The organism is Staphylococcus sp. GDY8P47P (assembly GCF_016892225.1).
Taxonomy (GTDB): domain Bacteria; phylum Bacillota; class Bacilli; order Staphylococcales; family Staphylococcaceae; genus Staphylococcus; species Staphylococcus borealis.
Map to the genome: position 1 here is coordinate 221,484 of NZ_JAFENV010000014.1, position 18,172 is coordinate 239,655.

The 18,172-nt window shown below is 33.5% G+C and carries 12 protein-coding genes and 1 pseudogene; 2 read left to right on the forward strand and 11 right to left on the reverse strand.

The genetic code is table 11. From position 1 onward, the window contains the following. Positions 1 to 75: 75 nt before the first annotated feature. Both icd and JVV30_RS05945 read right to left on the reverse strand, forming a co-directional pair. On the reverse strand, positions 76 to 1,344 hold the full coding sequence (gene icd, locus JVV30_RS05940; protein WP_070855712.1) for an NADP-dependent isocitrate dehydrogenase: 1,269 nt from the start codon (positions 1,342 to 1,344) through the stop codon (positions 76 to 78). A gap of 42 nt (positions 1,345 to 1,386) precedes the next feature. After that, positions 1,387 to 2,505: a citrate synthase gene (locus JVV30_RS05945; protein WP_053029608.1), complete on the reverse strand. Its 1,119-nt coding sequence runs from the start codon at positions 2,503 to 2,505 to the stop codon at positions 1,387 to 1,389. Positions 2,506 to 2,854: 349 nt separating this feature from the next. Between JVV30_RS05945 and JVV30_RS05950 the strand changes: the two genes are divergently transcribed. Beyond that, entirely contained in the window at positions 2,855 to 4,216 is a 1,362-nt protein-coding gene (locus tag JVV30_RS05950) for an amino acid permease (protein ID WP_053029609.1), read from the forward strand. Positions 4,217 to 4,329: 113 nt separating this feature from the next. Here JVV30_RS05950 and JVV30_RS05955 read toward each other — a convergent pair whose 3' ends face one another. From JVV30_RS05955 to JVV30_RS05995, 9 genes and pseudogenes are all read right to left on the reverse strand, one after another. Then, positions 4,330 to 5,307, reverse strand: coding sequence for a tRNA dihydrouridine synthase (locus JVV30_RS05955; protein ID WP_070855711.1), 978 nt, complete (start codon positions 5,305 to 5,307; stop codon positions 4,330 to 4,332). 328 nt (positions 5,308 to 5,635) lie between these two features. Continuing rightward, a complete protein-coding gene (gene pyk / locus JVV30_RS05960; protein ID WP_053029611.1) occupies positions 5,636 to 7,396 on the reverse strand; it encodes a pyruvate kinase in 1,761 nt (586 codons plus the stop codon). An 18-nt stretch (positions 7,397 to 7,414) separates the two neighbouring features. Continuing rightward, the gene (gene pfkA / locus JVV30_RS05965; protein ID WP_053029612.1) at positions 7,415 to 8,383 is read right to left on the reverse strand and encodes a 6-phosphofructokinase; all 969 of its coding nucleotides are present in this window, start codon (positions 8,381 to 8,383) and stop codon (positions 7,415 to 7,417) included. 283 nt (positions 8,384 to 8,666) lie between these two features. Beyond that, a complete protein-coding gene (locus JVV30_RS05970; protein ID WP_053029613.1) occupies positions 8,667 to 9,614 on the reverse strand; it encodes an acetyl-CoA carboxylase carboxyltransferase subunit alpha in 948 nt (315 codons plus the stop codon). After that, positions 9,607 to 10,473, reverse strand: coding sequence for an acetyl-CoA carboxylase, carboxyltransferase subunit beta (gene accD, locus JVV30_RS05975; protein ID WP_053029614.1), 867 nt, complete (start codon positions 10,471 to 10,473; stop codon positions 9,607 to 9,609). Before accD ends, JVV30_RS05970 begins: the two co-directional genes overlap by 8 nt. Before the next feature lie 157 nt (positions 10,474 to 10,630). Beyond that, positions 10,631 to 11,860 (reverse strand): NADP-dependent malic enzyme, encoded by a 1,230-nt coding sequence (gene ystJ / locus JVV30_RS05980; protein WP_070855709.1) that lies wholly within the window; start codon positions 11,858 to 11,860, stop codon positions 10,631 to 10,633. 330 nt (positions 11,861 to 12,190) lie between these two features. After that, a pseudogene (locus tag JVV30_RS05985) lies at positions 12,191 to 15,221 on the reverse strand (DNA polymerase III subunit alpha); the annotation flags it as partial. 21 nt (positions 15,222 to 15,242) lie between these two features. After that, entirely contained in the window at positions 15,243 to 16,181 is a 939-nt protein-coding gene (locus JVV30_RS05990; protein WP_070855707.1) for a DHH family phosphoesterase, read from the reverse strand. A 35-nt stretch (positions 16,182 to 16,216) separates the two neighbouring features. After that, entirely contained in the window at positions 16,217 to 17,521 is a 1,305-nt protein-coding gene (locus JVV30_RS05995) for a DRTGG domain-containing protein (RefSeq protein ID WP_053029618.1), read from the reverse strand. A 227-nt stretch (positions 17,522 to 17,748) separates the two neighbouring features. Here JVV30_RS05995 and JVV30_RS06000 point away from each other — a divergent pair, with 227 nt between their 5' ends. Beyond that, positions 17,749 to 18,162, forward strand: coding sequence for a universal stress protein (locus JVV30_RS06000; RefSeq protein WP_070855705.1), 414 nt, complete (start codon positions 17,749 to 17,751; stop codon positions 18,160 to 18,162). Positions 18,163 to 18,172: the final 10 nt, after the last annotated feature.

Sequence of the window (18,172 nt, forward strand, 5' to 3'; positions counted from 1 at the left end):
TCGCTAACTATCTAATTATCATGATTTAACTAAGATTATTTTGTATAAACAACTAAGCCTTGTTCACTGATTGACTTATTTTAAGTTTTTAATTAATTCATCAGCGAAATCTGAAGTAGATACTTCAGTAGCGCCATCCATTAAGCGTGCAAAATCATAAGTTACAACTTTAGATGCGATTGTCGCTTCAATTGCATCAGTAATCTTATCAGCAGCTTCTTGCCAGCCTAAATGTTCTAACATTAACACTGAACTTAACAATTCAGAAGATGGGTTAACTTTATTTAAACCAGCATATTTAGGTGCTGTACCATGTGTTGCTTCAAAAATAGCGTGACCAGATTCATAGTTAATGTTTGCACCAGGTGCGATACCAATACCACCTACTTGAGCGGCTAAAGCATCTGAAATATAGTCACCGTTAAGATTCATTGTAGCAACAACATCATGTTCGGCTGGACGAGTTAAAATTTGTTGTAAGAAAATGTCAGCAATTGAATCTTTAATAATGATTTTTCCATCTTGTTCTGCTTTTTCTTGCGCTTGATTAGCTGCATCTTTACCATCTTGTTCAACTATTTCATCATATTGTTGCCATGTAAATACTTTATCAGCAAATTCATTATGTGCTACATCATAGCCCCATTGTTTGAATGCACCTTCAGTAAATTTCATGATATTACCTTTATGAACAAGCGTTACCGTTTTACGGTCATTATCGATTGCATATTGGATTGCTGCTCTAACTAATCGCTCAGTACCTTCTTTAGAAACTGGTTTGACACCAATACCTGAAGTTTCTGGGAATCGAATATTCGTAGCACCCATTTCATTTTGTAAGAACTCAATTATTTTTTTAACTTCATCAGTACCTTCTTTAAATTCAATACCAGCATAAATATCTTCAGTATTTTCACGGAAGATTACCATATCTACATCTTGTGGACGTTTAACAGGTGAAGGTACACCTTTGAACCAGCGTACTGGACGTAAGCAAGTAAATAAGTCTAACTCTTGACGTAAAGCAACATTTAATGAACGAATACCACCACCGATTGGCGTAGTTAATGGTCCTTTAATCGCAATTAAATATTCTTTTATTGTATCTAATGTTTCTTGAGGTAACCATTCACCAGTTTCGTCATAAGCTTTTTGACCAGCTAGAACTTCTTTCCATTCAATACGTTTCTCACCGTTATAAGCTTTTTCAACAGCTGCATCGATAACACGGCTTGCTGCTTTCCAAATATCTGGTCCAATACCATCACCAATTATAAAAGGAATAATTGGTTCATTAGGGACGTTTAATCCATCATTTAATCTTGTAATTTTTTCAGCTGACATAATTTTACCTCCAAATATTGTGAATCTATTTGACTTTATTATTTATCTTTCTTCAATTGGTATATACTTACGATCTGTTTCACCGATGTAATTTGCTCTTGGACGCATAATTCTATTGTCACGATATTGTTCAAGAATATGTGCAGTCCAACCTGATGTACGACTTACTGCGAATATAGGCGTAAATAAATCATGTGGGATATCCATACTATGATATACCGTAGCACTGAAGAAATCGACATTAGGAATAAGGCCTTTTTCTTCTTTCATACGCTTTTCAATAGCAATTGAAATATCATATAATTCGCTTCTACCCGTTTCAGAAGTAATTTTACGGCTCATCTCACGTAAATATTTGGCTCTAGGATCTCCGTCTTTATAAACTCTGTGACCGAATCCCATAATTTTTTCTTTGTTTTTGAATTTTTCATCTAAGTAAGCATCCACTTCATCTACTGATTTAACATCAGAAAGCATGCTCATAACTTGTTCATTCGCACCACCATGTAATGGTCCTTTTAATGAACCTACTGCAGCTGCAATGCCTGAATACATATCAGATAAAGAAGAAACGGCACAACGAGCTGTAAATGCAGAAGCATTAAGTTCATGGTCTGCGTGCAATACTAAAGCTTTATTAAATGCTTCAACTTCAGTATCTGTAGGTAATTCCCCTCTTAGCATATATAAGAAGTTCGCTGCATACCCTAAATCAGGATTTGGTTTAACAGGTTCTTTTCCTTCACGAACACGCGCAAACGCTGTAACTAAAGAAGCAATTTTAGCTTGAATACGAATGGCTCTTTCTTTTCTATTTTCTTCTGTTTCATTTTCAGCATCAGGATCAAAGTGTGCAATATATGATACAGATGTACGTAATGCCGTCATAGGATGCACATTATCCGTCGCATATTCTTCAAAATGTTTATAAACTCTCGGATTTAAAGTCATATAATGATTTAATTTTTCTCTCAATGCATCTAATTCATCTTGTGTTGGTAGTCTATAGTTCCATAATAAGAACACGACTTCTTCAAATAATGCATTTTCTGCTAAATCATCAATATCATATCCCGCATATGTTAATTGACTATCAATAATTGAACTGATTTTTGTTTCAGCTGCAATTACCCCTTCTAAACCTTTTTGTAATTCTGCCATAAGTAATTCCCCTTTTCTTATACATAATGTAATGGCTTTCAAGTATCATTATAGCCAAACAAATAACTTTTGTGAACGATTATATATCGCTCAATAAATGGTAATTAACTTTAATTTAATAGACTTATTTTTACTCAAATACCCAATAAACGCCATTATATAAGCATTCAATCCAATTCAAATTATGTAATTAATGAGAAAATATTGAAAATTTCATTTTTATTATCAAGCTTGATTACAATTATTTAATCAAAATTTAAAGGAATTTTTAGAAAATATTAGAAAAATAATTGTCGAATTGAACATATAGGTGCATAATAATATTAATTAAATGTAAGGGAGTTGTCTTATGGCTGAAGAAAAATTACAAAGAGGATTGAGTAATCGTCATGTGCAATTGATTGCTATTGGCGGCGCTATTGGTACTGGGTTATTCTTGGGAGCAGGTCAAACCATAGCAATGACTGGTCCATCTATTCTATTAACTTATATTATTATAGGTTTCATGTTGTTCATGTTTATGAGAGGCTTAGGTGAGATTATTATTCAAAATACTCGCTTCAAATCTTTTGCCGACGTGACAAATGAATACATAGGACCGTTTGCTGGTTTCGTTACTGGTTGGACATATTGGTTATGTTGGATTATAACAGGTATGGCAGAAGTTACAGCGGTTGCTAAGTACGTTAGTTTCTGGTTCCCTGCAATTCCTAACTGGATCAGTGCACTATTTTGTGTACTTATATTAATGCTATTTAATTTACTAAGTGCTAAATTATTTGGCGAATTAGAATTCTGGTTCGCTATTATCAAAATCATAACAATTATTGCTTTAATTGTTGTAGGTTTAGTGATGATTTTAATTGCTTATAAAACACAATTTGGACATGCTAGTTTCACAAATTTATATAAACATGGCATATTTACTAATGGTGCATCTGGTTTCTTTATGTCATTCCAAATGGCGTTATTCTCATTCGTAGGTATTGAAATGATTGGTGTTACTGCCGGTGAAACTAAAGACCCAGAAAAAACAATTCCAAAAGCGATTAATGCTGTACCTTTAAGAATTTTAGTATTCTATGTGGGTGCATTAGCAGTTATCATGTCTATTATCCCTTGGGATAAAGTTGATCCTAATGAGAGTCCATTTGTTAGATTATTCTCATTAATAGGTATTCCTTTCGCTGCTGGATTAATCAACTTTGTAGTACTTACTGCGGCAGCTTCATCTTGTAATAGTGGTATATTCTCAAATAGCCGTATGCTATTCGGATTATCTGAACAAGACCAAGCACCACCAATCTTTAGAAGTACAAATAAAAATGGTGTTCCTCATTTTGCTATCATTGGTTCATCAGCATTATTATTAGTTACAGCGTTATTAAACTATATATTCCCTGACGCTACATTAGTGTTTACGTATGTAACTACTATTTCGACTGTATTATTTATTATCGTATGGGCATTAATTATTATTGCTTATATTAATTATCACAGAAAAAATCCAGAGTTACATAAAACTGTATCTTATAAACTTCCTGGTGGTAAATACATGGGTTATGCGATTTTAGTATTCTTCTTCTTAGTATTTTGTTTATTATTTGTAAATGAAACAACTAGAAATGCTATCTTCCTAACTCCTATATGGTTTGTACTATTAGGTTTAATGTACTTAAGATATAGACAAGTTGCAAAACGTACTAAATAGTTGAAACATTGATTAAGACCTAAAAAGGCCAGTAGATGAATTGATAATAATTCATCTACTGGCCTTTTATTGTTATCACTACTGTTGAGATAGTGTCTATGTCGGCTCGAAGATCAATCTATAGTTTCTGTAATATTAGCTTCGAATTCATCCAATAGCGCACGTGCTTCATCAACAGACTCTGTACTCATTAATTGATGACGTAATTGGCTAGCACCTTTGATACCTTTTACGTATATCTTGAAAAATCTTCGTAAACTTTTGAATTGTTGGCTTTCATCATTACTATATTTTTCAAACAATGTTAAATGTAATCTAAACAAATCCAATAATTCTTTACTTGAGTGTTCACGAGGTTCTTTTTCAAAAGCAAAAGGATTATTAAAAATCCCTCTACCAATCATAACGCCATCTACACCATATTTGGTCGCAAGTTCTAGTCCAGTTTGTCTATCAGGAATGTCACCATTAATCGTTAGTAACGTATTTGGGGCAATCTCATCTCTTAACGCTTTAATCGCTTCAATTAACTCCCAATGAGCATCTACTTTACTCATTTCTTTACGCGTTCTGAGATGGATTGATAAGTTTGCAATGTCTTGTTCAAAGACATGCTTTAACCAATCTCTCCACTCATTGATATCGTAATATCCTAGACGTGTTTTTACACTTACTGGTAAGCCTCCTGCTTTTGTTGCTTGAATAATTGCTGCCGCAGTTTCTGGTCTTAGTATTAAACCAGACCCCTTTCCTTTCTTAGCCACATTAGCAACAGGACATCCCATATTTAAATCTATACCTTTAAATCCCATGTCCGCTAAACCAAAGCTCATCTCTCTAAATTGCTCTGGTTTATCTCCCCATATATGGGCTACCATTGGCTGTTCATCTTCACTAAAAGTCAACCTTCCACGTACACTATGGATACCTTCTGGATGACAAAAACTTTCAGTGTTAGTGAATTCAGTGAAAAAAACATCAGGCCTTGCAGCTTCACTTACAACGTGACGAAAAACAATATCAGTTACATCCTCCATTGGTGCCAAAATAAAAAAAGGACGTGGTAATTCACTCCAAAAATTTTCTTTCATAATTATTAAACCTTCTTATATTAATATCTCTAATTTTATCCATGCTATATTACCATAAAAAATAAACTTATTCAAAATGAGTTTCTCTAAGTTTCCTAAACTTCTAAGCAAAAACAGAACGGGAGTGGCACAGTGTTCACTGTCTCACTCCCGTATCGAAGACTAAAATGTTGAAAAACATCTTTCGCAAAAATATTCCAATTCTAGTCAACTACTGTGGTTTAGCAATGTAGCATAAATAATATATTTTATATTGTACACTTTAACTAATCATAATGATTCTTTAAGCGTCTCATACACTACGCAATTGTGCTTTTATCATCAAAGATTAAAGAACATTTGCATACCCTTCAAAGATTTTACCTTGGGCTGCATCGACGGTTACTAAGATACCATCTTTTAATTCTTTAGTCGCATTTTCAACACCAATAATTGTTGGAATACCTTTTTCAAGACCAATAATTGCACTTGGTGAAGTGATACCATTTTCTTCTGTGATTAAGCCAACCGCTTGTTCAATGTAAGGTACTAATGTTTCATCTACAGAGTTTGTTACAATAATTGACTCACTTAAATCTACACCTTCTAAATCGTTTGCACTGTTTGCAACTATTGTTTTACCAACAACAGATCCACGACCTACACCTTGCCCTTTAGCAATTTCATCGCCAACTAAATGTAATTTCATCATGTTAGTTGTACCTTTTTCACCAGTAGGTACACCAGCAGTGATAATGATTAAGTCACCATTTGTAACGCGACCCGTTTCGACTGCAGTTGCAACTGCATTATTTAATAAGTCATCCGTAGTTTTACGTCCTTTTTTAATGACAGGATATGCACCCCAAACTAAAGCTAATTGACGCGCAGTATGTTCACTTGGTGTAACTGCAATAATATCTGAATGAGGACGATATTTTGAAATTGTTACAGCTGTAGAACCACTTTCAGTTGCCGCAACAATCGCTTTAACATTTAAGTTTAATGCAGTATGTGCAACTGATACACCAATAGCGTTAACTAATGAAGTTTCTACTAATTTAGTACGGTCTGATAATAATTTTTTGTAATCTTGAGCAGCTTCAGCAGAAACAGCAATATTTCTCATTGTTTTAACAGCTTCTTCAGGATATAAACCTGCAGCAGTTTCACCTGAAAGCATCACAGCGTCAGTACCATCATAGATCGCATTGGCAACGTCACTTGCTTCTGCTCTAGTTGCACGTGGATTACGTTGCATTGAATCTAACATTTGTGTTGCAGTAATAACTGGTTTACCTAATTTATTACATTTTCTAATTAAATCTTTTTGTACGATTGGTACTGATTCAGGCGGTATTTCAACACCCATATCACCACGAGCTACCATTAAACCGTCAGATACTTCTAATATTTCTTCGATATTATCAATACCTTCTTGGTTTTCAATTTTAGGGAAAATAGTAATGTTATGATTATTTTCTCTTTCTAAAATTTCACGAATATCTAAAACATCACTAGGACGACGTACAAAGCTAGCTGCGATATAATCAACATCTTCTTTGATACCAAATAAGATATCGTCAGCATCTTTATCAGTAATACCAGGTAAATTAACTTTTACGCCAGGTAAGTTAACACCTTTTTTATTTTTTAATTCACCAGTGTTTAAGATATCACATTTAACTTCGCCTTTAGTTTTATCGATGTCTTTAACTTGTAATTCAACTAAACCATCATCAAGTAAGATGTATGACCCTACTTGTACATCATTAATTAAGTCTTCATAAGTTACTGAGAATTTTTCAGGTGTACCTTCAACTTGTGACATACTTACGATTACTTCTTTGCCTTTTTCAAGCATAATTAAGCCATCTTTCATGTCATGAGTACGAATTTCAGGTCCTTTTGTATCTAATAAGATACCGATTGTTTTACCTAATCTATCTGCTACTTTACGAATCGTATCAATACGTGCTTTATGTTCTTCATGACTACCATGAGAGAAGTTCAAACGCGCTACGTTCATACCAGCTTTCATTAATTTTTCTAACATTTCTTCAGACTCTGATGCAGGTCCAATTGTACATACAATTTTAGTCTTTCTCATTTTAAAAAGCCTCCTAAATTAAATAGATAACTCTTTCGCTAATTCATAAATATCTGTATTAAATTTATGGTCGTTGCCATTGAAGATTTCATCAAATGGTGTAGCAGTCAATTTATTATTCATGATACCAACTCCTTGTCCAGAACGACCTTGCATTAATAGGTCAACAGCATAACCACCTAAACGTGATGCTAATACTCTATCGGCACCTGATGGGCTACCGCCACGTTGAATGTGACCTAATACAGATACACGTGCATCAACATTAATATATTTCATCAATTGATCCGCACATTCTTGACCACTCATACTTCCTTCAGCTACCATCACGATTGAGTGTTTCTTACCACGCTTGATACCACTTTCTATCTTTTCAGCGATATCTTTAATGTCTGTATTCGCTTCTGGAACTAATATTGTTTCAGCACCTACTGATAATCCAGCCCAAAGTGCTAAATCACCACAATCACGCCCCATAACTTCAACAACAAATGTTCTTGCATGACTTGAAGCAGTATCTCTGATCTTATCAACACTATCAATAATCGTATTTAATGCTGTGTCAAATCCAATAGTGAAGTCAGTACCATTAATATCATTATCAATTGTACCTGGGATACCAATTGTCTTAATATCTTTAGTTTCTTCACTAATACGTTGGGCACCTCGGTAACTACCGTCTCCTCCGACAACTACGAGTCCTTCAATACCACGTTTGTGTAAATTCTCTATACCTTTTTGTCTTACACTTGCCTCTTTAAATTGAGGACATCTTGCAGAGTAAAGGAAAGTACCTCCACGTTGAATTGTATCCCCTACTGAACCCAATTCTAATTTATGAATATTATCATCTAGCAATCCTTGATAACCTTGATAAATTCCATAAACTTCAATGTTGTTATAAATCGCCTTACGTACAACTGCTCTTACAGCAGCATTCATGCCTGGTGAATCTCCACCACTAGTTAAAACTGCAATTTTCTTCATGACGACATTCCCTTTCCTAACTAGATTTCTCTTTAATAATAAATTACCACAATTTTTTTTAGTGTTCCATCAATATAGGTGTATAAAATTGATGTAAACGTTTTATAAAGAAAATTTATAATGATACAGAAAAAAGGTGGGACAAAATTCTATACGAATTTTTCGTCCCACCCGCTTAAGAATGACAAGAACATTATAGATTATATAAGTTCTTTCATTGCTCAGTGAATTGATGTAAATTGATATTTAAATTTGAAAGTTATTATAGTCATTAATTCCTTTATTAATTTTCAATAAAAGAACCAATATTTCTAAATTTCGTAAATCTATTTTCAACGAGTTCATCACTACTTAATGATTGCAATTGTTCTAATTGATTAATGAAGGCCTTTTTAATTTCAACCGCTTGTTGCTCTACATTATTATGTGCACCACCTAATGGTTCATCAATAACGCTGTCTATCACTTTTAAATGATATAAATCTTTTGCAGTGATTTTCATCGTTTCGGCAGCCATTTTAGCTAATGAACTATCTTTCCATAATAGTGCTGCGGCCCCTTCTGGAGAAATAACAGAATAGGTACTATTTTCAAGCATCATAATTCTATTTGCAATGCCAATGCCGAGTGCGCCACCACTACCACCTTCACCGATGACAATTGCTATAACAGGTACTTTTAATGAAGCCATCTCTACTAAATTTCTAGCAATAGATTCACTTTGCCCTCGCTCTTCAGCAGCTTTACCTGGATAGGCACCTTTAGTATCTATAAATGTGAAGATAGGTCTATTAAATTTCTCAGCTTGTTTCATTAATCTTAAGGCTTTACGATATCCTTCAGGGTGAGCCATCCCAAAGTTACGATAAATATTATCCTTAGTATCTTTACCTCGTTGTTGGCCTATTACTGTGACAGGTGTTCCATTCAAATAGCCAATCCCACCTATCATCGCAGGGTCGTCTCTAAAATTACGGTCACCATGTAATTCAATAAATGAATCAAAAATATACGGGATATAATCTAATGTTGTAGGTCTTTCTTGAAGACGTGCAATTTGTACTCTATCCCATGGCTTGAGATTGGTATATATTTTTTTAGTTTCTCTTTCAAGTGATGCCTCAAGTAAATCAATTTCATCCTGTAAATCGACATCATTTTTTTCTTGAGATTGTTTAAGTGATTCAATTTTATTTTTTATTTCAAAAAGTGGTTTTTCAAAATCAAGCATCTTTTTTCACCTCTTGGTGCATTTTTAATAACTGGGCAAGTGTATCTTTCATTTCTTTACGATGAACAACTTTATCTAATTGTCCATGTTCAAGTAGAAACTCTGCAGTTTGGAAATCATCTGGAAGTTTCTCATTTATAGTTTGTTCAATGACACGTCGACCAGCAAATCCTATTAATGCTTTAGGCTCACTTAAATTGATGTCACCAACAGAAGCAAAGCTTGCAGAAACACCACCAGTTGTTGGATGCGTTAGATATGAAATATAAAGTAATCCCGCATCTGAATGTCGTTTTAAGGAAACACTCGTTTTACCCATTTGCATTAACGAAATAATCCCCTCTTGCATTCTTGCACCACCACTTGCAGAAAATAAAATAAACGGTAGTCTATGTTCTGTAGCGTAATCTATAATTCGACATATTTTTTCACCAACAACGGATCCCATACTTCCCATTCTAAATCTAGCATCCATAACTGCAACAGCAAATTCAATACCCTCTAATTTGGCAGTACCAGTCACAACTGCCTCACTTAAATCTGTTTTTTGTTGATCTTTTTCAATTTTCTCTTGGTAACCAGGGAAGTCTAATGGATTAGCTGATGTCATACCTTTATCGAATTCAACGAAACTATTCTCATCAGTAATTGCTTCAATTCTCTTATATGCAGGCAATGCAATATGATGATCACAGTTAAAGCATACATTCAGATTTTCATTTAATTCTTTTGTATACATTATTTTTTTACATTTAGGACATTTTGTCATAATGCCTGCTGGTACTTCATTTTGTTTTGAGTCTTGGACTGTTAAATATTTTCGCTTTTTACTACTGCGATTAAAAAAGTCTTTAAACATTCTTAAACCTCCACCTAACCATACAACATTAATTGTTTACATTCTGAAATAATAATATCGAACATAAAATATGAGCGAGACATTATGGATACGTTATATCATAATGTCTCAATTATACATGTCTGTGTTTCTATATAAAAATTGTTGCCCTTCTAGGTTATTTCAAATCTGTTAATTGCATTGTTTTATCATAAACCGCTTGTGGATCAACCTCTATTCTTGCTACACCAGTTTCCATAGCCGCTTTAGCGACTTCTCGTGCAACTGAAGGTGCCACTCTTTTATCGAAAGGCCCTGGAATACAATAATCTGGGTTGAGTTCATCAGCTTCTATTAAGTTCGCAATTGCTTCAACTGCTGCTTTTTTCATATCTTCATTGATATGTGTTGATTCAGTATCTAAGGCGCCTCTAAAAATACCCGGGAATGCCAATACATTATTAATCTGATTTGGGAAATCTGAGCGCCCTGTACCTACAACTTTAGCACCCGCTTCTTTTGCATCATTTGGTTTAATTTCTGGATCAGGATTGGCCATTGCAAATATAATTGCGTCATCAGCCATTGATTTAACCATGTCTTTAGATAGTAAGTTGGCAACTGAAACACCTATAAATACATCAGCATCTTTGATTACATCTTTTAATGATCCTTCAATCTTATCTTTGTTAGTGAATTTAGCAACATAATCTTTAGTATCATTCATACCATACGAACGTCCTTCAAAAATGGCACCTCTTGAATCGCACATGATCATGTTTCTAACACCATAAGAATCTAACAATTTAACTATTGCAATGCCTGCTGCACCTGCACCATTTAACACAACTTTGATATCGGATAAGTCTTTATCTACAATTCTTAACGCATTGATTAAACCTGCCATCGTCACAATTGCTGTACCATGTTGATCATCATGAAATACTGGAATGTTTGTTTCTTTTTTAAGACGATCCTCTATTTCAAAACATCTAGGTGCTGAAATATCTTCTAAATTGATACCGCCGTAGTTTGGTGAAATTAATTTTACAGTTCTAATAATTTCTTCAGGGTCTTTCGTATCTAAAGCGATAGGTACACCGTTAATTCCGGCAAAGCTTTTAAATAGAACAGCTTTACCTTCCATAACTGGAATACTCGCTGATGCGCCTATATTACCTAAACCTAGTACCGCGGTACCATCAGTGACGACCGCTACGGTATTTCTTTTAATTGTGTAATCGTATACCGTTCTTGGATCTTCATGGATTTCTTTACATGGCTCTGCTACACCTGGTGAGTAGGCTAAACTTAACTCTTCTTTATTAGTAACTTTAATATTAGGTGTTATTTCCAACTTACCTTGGTTTTCTTTGTGCATTTGTAATGCATCATCTCTTAAAGACATTAAATCAACCCCTATTTATTTGCTAATATACCGACAATTTAATCAGTATAATGAATTTATATACGCTTTATTTAAAATTTTTTAACAAAAAATAAACTGATGACTTTATTTTATAAATCATCAGTTTACTATATCATAATTTTTTTAGACATAAAAGTTATAAAATTCTTATATCACTCGGTTCAAACCCTTTAATAAAGTTTGTAATCGTAACTGGTGTTTTAGTCAAACTTCCTAAATAATCAAGTTGACCAGTCTTTTCGTTATATATATTGACATGAATCATTTGGCCATTAGGTTCTGCATTGAGTTGCTGTTTTATAGCTTCTATGTGTTGAATGTTTCTTAAAACTATCTGTGCGGCTTCTTTAATTTTTGTTGATTCAAAATGCTCAACAGAATCAATTTGATTTATAATGAGTTGCAATTGTTGGTTCCTCTTCTCAAATTTTCCCCACACAATATACATTTCCTTCTCGTTTAATTGTGTTTCATAACGTTTGAATTTATCCGGAAACAGAACTGCATCCATAACATGACGGCCATCATTTAGAACTAAAAACGCCATATTTTGACCATTTTTTGTTCTAATCTGTTTAATTTGATCCACTTGAATTAATATCGGTTTGTTGTTTAGGACATTACCTAGTGTATAGATCCCTAAATATTGTTTTTGTTTGAATTGCTTTTCCACTGGATGATTAGAGATATAAAAACCTAGGTATTCCATTTCATAATTACTAATCATTTGATCACTAAATTCTTCTTTGTCAGTGTAAGATTGCTTTGGTGTTAACATGTCTAACAATAAATTATTTTGTTCTACATCTGATACTTCATCTAACACTTGATCAATGGCACCTACTAATGTTGCACGTGTCTTTCCAAATGAATCAAAAGCACCTACTAGTATTAATGATTCAAGTAATCTTTTAGTTTTAATGCGATTCGGTATGCGTCTAGCAAAGTCAAAGAAATCTTTATATTTACCATTTTCATATCTTTCATCTACAATTGATTTCACGCTTTGATAACCAACACCTTTGATAGCACCTAAAGATAGATAAATATTGGATTGAGTAGCCTTATAATACCAATGACTTTCATTAATATTAGGTGGTAAAATTTTTAAATGTTGATTTTTAGCTTCGTCAATGATAGCAGCGGTTTTAGCTTCATTTCCAACTACATTACTTAAGATATTTGCATAAAAATAATTTGGATAATGTACTTTTAAATATGCCATAATATAAGCAATTTTAGAATAGCTTACTGCATGTGCTCTAGGGAACCCATAATCAGCAAATTTGAGTATTAAGTCAAAGATTTGTTTACTTATTGTTTTATCATAATTATTTTTCATCGCGCCTTCGATAAAGTGTTGTCTTTCACTTTCTAAGACAGCTCTATTTTTTTTACTCATTGCACGGCGTAATATGTCTGCCTGACCATAACTAAAGCTCGCAAACTTACTTGCTATTTGCATAATTTGTTCTTGATAGATGATAACGCCATACGTACTTTTAAGTATAGGAGCTAAATCAGGATGTAAGTAGTTAATTTCACTTTCGTTATGTCTTCGTGAAATATATGTAGGAATTTCTTCCATAGGTCCTGGTCGATAAAGCGAAGTAACTGCAACGATATCTTCAAAATGTTCAGGTTGTAATCTTTTCAAAACTTTTCTTACGCCATCTGATTCAAGTTGGAAAATACCAGTTGTATCGCCTCTAGACAACAGTTTAAACACATCGTCATCATCAAATGGTATAGATTCAATTTCAATAGAGATATTTAAATCTTTTTTCACTTGAGTCACAATTTGATGAATAATAGATAAATTTCTCAATCCTAAAAAGTCAATTTTAAGTAAACCAATGCGCTCTGCTTCTGTCATCGTCCATTGCGTTAGTAAACCTGTGTCTCCTAATGTCAACGGTGCATAGTCATATAATGGTTGATCATTAATAATAATACCTGCTGCATGCGTAGAAGTATGTCTGGGTAATCCTTCTAATTTTTTACTTAATTCAAACCATTTCTCATGTCTATGATTTCTATGTACAAACTGTTTAAATCGCTCATCTTCATATGCCTTGTCTAATGTTATTCCAAGTTGATGAGGAATTAATTTAGAAATCTCATTTAATGTCGTATCATCAAAACCAATAATACGGCCCACATCTCTTGCAACTGCTCTAGCTAATAGATGCCCAAAAGTTACGATACCTGAGACACGATGGTGTCCATATTTGTCTTGTACATATTGGATGACCTTGTCTCTCCTTGTATCTTCAAAATCAATATCAATATCTGGCATTGTCACACGTTCTGGATTTAGAAATCGCTCAAATAGTAGGTTGAATTTAATAGGATCGATGGTTGTGATACCTAACAAATAGCTTACTAGCGATCCCGCTGAAGAACCACGTCCAGGTCCAACCATTACATCATGTGTTTTAGCATAATGAATTAAATCACTTACAATCAAGAAGTAGTCTTCAAAGCCCATTTCCGTAATAACCTGATATTCATGATTCAACCTTTGGATATAACGTTCATCTTGATGTAATCCAAACTTCTGTAAACGCGATTGTAATTGAGACCATAAATACTGTTTAGAGGAATCACCTGATGGCGCATCAAATTTAGGTAGTAAATTTTGATGATATTCTATATTGGCATTACACATATTGGCCAATTCGAGTGTATTATCCCACACTTCTGTCGTTACATTTAATGACGCTATATCATCTTGATTCGGAAAATGTTCTCCCATGCTTTCAGTTTCATGAACTAAATCCAACTTAGAGTTGTTTTTAATCGCCTCAAGCGCAGTTATGGTTTCTACATCTTCTTCATTCAAATAACGCGCATTTTCAAGCCATACTATTTTTAATTGGTTATAAAAAGTTATATCACTTGAATGATTAATATATATATAGTCGTGATCACTGAATTGATCAATAATGGCATAATGTGATTGATCTGCTTGTTTGAAAATAATTGCCAAATTGCTTGCATAGCGTTTTAACCAATCAATAGAGATGACATCTTTTTGTTTCATCTTTATCGCAGAAGAGAGTTGGTACAGTGACTTTAGACCATCATTATTCATCGCCAAAATCACAGTTTCTATTGTATATAAACCGTCCGTTACGTGTACGGTCATTCCAAAAATTGGTTTAATATTGGCTTTTATACAAGCATCATAAAATTTAGGGAAGCCATATAAAACATTAGTGTCAGTAATTGCTAACGAATCATATTGATTATGCTGTGCTTTTTTGACTACATCATTAATTCTCAAACTAGAATTCAATAAATCGTAGGTTGTATGAAGATTTAAGTGTGCAACCATTGATGACTTCCTTTCTAAATTTTATAATTTTTGGCGTAATGCTTGCGCTAAGTCTTCAAATTCGTCCCAACTGTATACAGATACACCGGACGCATTAGGGTGTCCTCCACCACCAAATTGATTAGCGATATCATTAATAGTAATCCCTTTTGAGCGAATGCGGCATCTAATTTGATCCCCTTCGTCTACACCAAACATCCATATTTTCAGACCGCTAATATCTGCTACAGTATTTACAAATTGAGATGCTTCGTTGGGTTGGATATTAAATTGTTTTAATACATCATTTGTAATTCGAATTTGACAATATTCATGGGAATCTGAAAGCTCAAAATGCTGCAAAATATATCCTTGAAACGGCATTAATTTAGGATCTTTTTCTGACATCTTATTTAACTCAGCATTATGATTAAATGGGAATGCTAATAATTGACTAGCGACTTCCATCGTATGCGTCGATGTATTACTGAATAAGAAACGTCCAGTATCCCCCACTATACCTAGATATAATACACGTGCGACATGTTCATCGATAATGCTAAGATCATTAAAATGAGTAATAAAATCAAATATAATTTCACTTGTTGATGATGCTTCTGTATTAACATAATTGATTTCCCCATATTGATCGATTGCCGGATGATGATCGATTTTAATTAACGCTTGTCCGTTAGCGTATCTTTGATCATCAATACGAGGTGCATTAGCTGTATCACAGACTATGACGAGTGCATCGTTGTATACATTATCTTCGACTGTATCTAACTCTCCTATAAATGATAAAGATGGCTCTCCTTCACCAGTTGAGTAAATATTTTTTTCAGGAAACTTACGTTCAAGATACAACTTCAATCCAAGTTGAGAACCGTAAGCATCTGGATCGGGTCTTACGTGTCTATGAATAATAATTGTATTCGCTTCTTTTATTTTCTTCATAATCTCATTAAAAATTTCTACCATTGTAAAATCTCCTTCTAAAAATATTTCTTCAAAAATTAATTATTTTGCATATCTTCGAACATCTGACAAATAATCATCGCATTCGCTACTTTATCATTACCGCTTAACATCGTGACTTCTAATTTAGCAAAATTACGTCCAACATCAAGCATATCGTATTCTACGCTTATAGATGCTTCGATAGGCACTGTTTTAATATAAATAATGTTTAAACTTTCAATCATTACATCGACTTTTTTATATTTACGTAATTGGTGTTTAATTGTCTCTTCAATAATTGCAACGAAGACGGCTTTACTGAGTGTACCGTACTGATTCGTCAATAATGGAGATACTTCCACTGAAATAGCATTTTGGGCAATTGTGATATGTTTTGCTATCTGATCATTAATGGTCTCACCGATTTGGGGTTGTCTGCCAATCAGTTGCATTGCTTTTAGAACATCATCTCTCGTAATGACACCTATCGCTTTTTTATTTTGTGTTACTGGTAATATTTCAATACCTTCCCAAATCATAATATGTGCGCAACTCGCTACTGTTGTGTTTAATTCCACATTGATAGGACGTTTAGTCATCACTTTAGCAATCGTATCATCGGCATTCATTTGAATAACTTCTTTACTCGTAACGATACCAACTAATCTCCAATCCTTATCTACAACAGGAAATCTGGAATGTCCAGTTACTTTTGCACGTGATTTATAATCTTTTATTCCCATCTCATCAAAAACAACTGTCATATCATTAATCGGTTTTACGATATCTTCTACGATTAGAATTTCTTTTCGAATCATTTGGTTATACATCGCTCTATTAATAATATTTGCTACTAGAAATGTATCATAATTTGAAGATAGGATTGGTAAATCATGTTTATTGGCATAATCAATAATCTTTTGAGTGGTTTTAAAACCGCCTGTTATCAGTACGCCACTCCCTCTTTTTAAAGCTTCTAATTGAACATCTGGTCTATTCCCAACAATTAAAAGTGTATGATGACTTAAATACTTAACGACATCTTTAAGTTCCATAGCGCCAATCGCAAATTTAGAAACACTTTTCGATAATCCATTTTTACCACCGATGATATCGCCATCAATTATTTTTAATATTTCTTTGAACGTCAAATTTTCAATTTCTTCTCGGTTCTTTTTATCAATACGTACTGTACCAACTCTATCTATGGTAGTTACTAATCCGAGTTGACCCGCATCTTTAATAGCTCTATATGCTGTCCCCTCTGATACTTTCATTACTTTGGCAACTTTCCTGACAGAAATTTTTTGGCCAACATTTAATGATTCTATGTATGCTATGATTTGTTCATGTTTAGTCATTGAAATACCTCTTTATAATGTACAGTGTTGTATTTATTATAACTTTTTAAGCCAAAAAAATCGATTTAGAAAATGCAAATTCATCCGTCTTAAATAAGCATAATGAGTTTGATTTTTTATTAAATATTAAATCAAGTTATGTAAATTAAATATTTAATTATTTTAATTATATACATTGGTAAAATTAAAATATTTTATATATAATTGAATGTGAGGAGGGATGACCTATGTATAAAAATATTTTATTAGGTGTAGATACTCAATTAAAAAATGAGAAAGCGTTAAAAGAAGTATCAAAATTGGCAGGTCCAGATACTGTAGTAACTATTTTAAATGCGATTGGTGAGCAAGATGCCCAAGCATCAATTAAAGCTGGTACACATATTAATGAATTGACTGAGAAACGTAGTCGATTATTAGAAAAAACACGTACTACTTTAGAAAATTATGGCATTGATTACGATCAAATCATTGTACGTGGAAACCCTAAAGATGAATTAGTAAAACACGCAAATAGCGGTAAATACGAAATTGTTGTATTGAGTAACCGTAAAGCTGAATCACAGAAAAAATTCGTACTAGGAAGCGTAAGTCACAAAGTAGCAAAACGTGCTACCATCCCTGTATTAATTGTAAAATAGTTAGTAAACT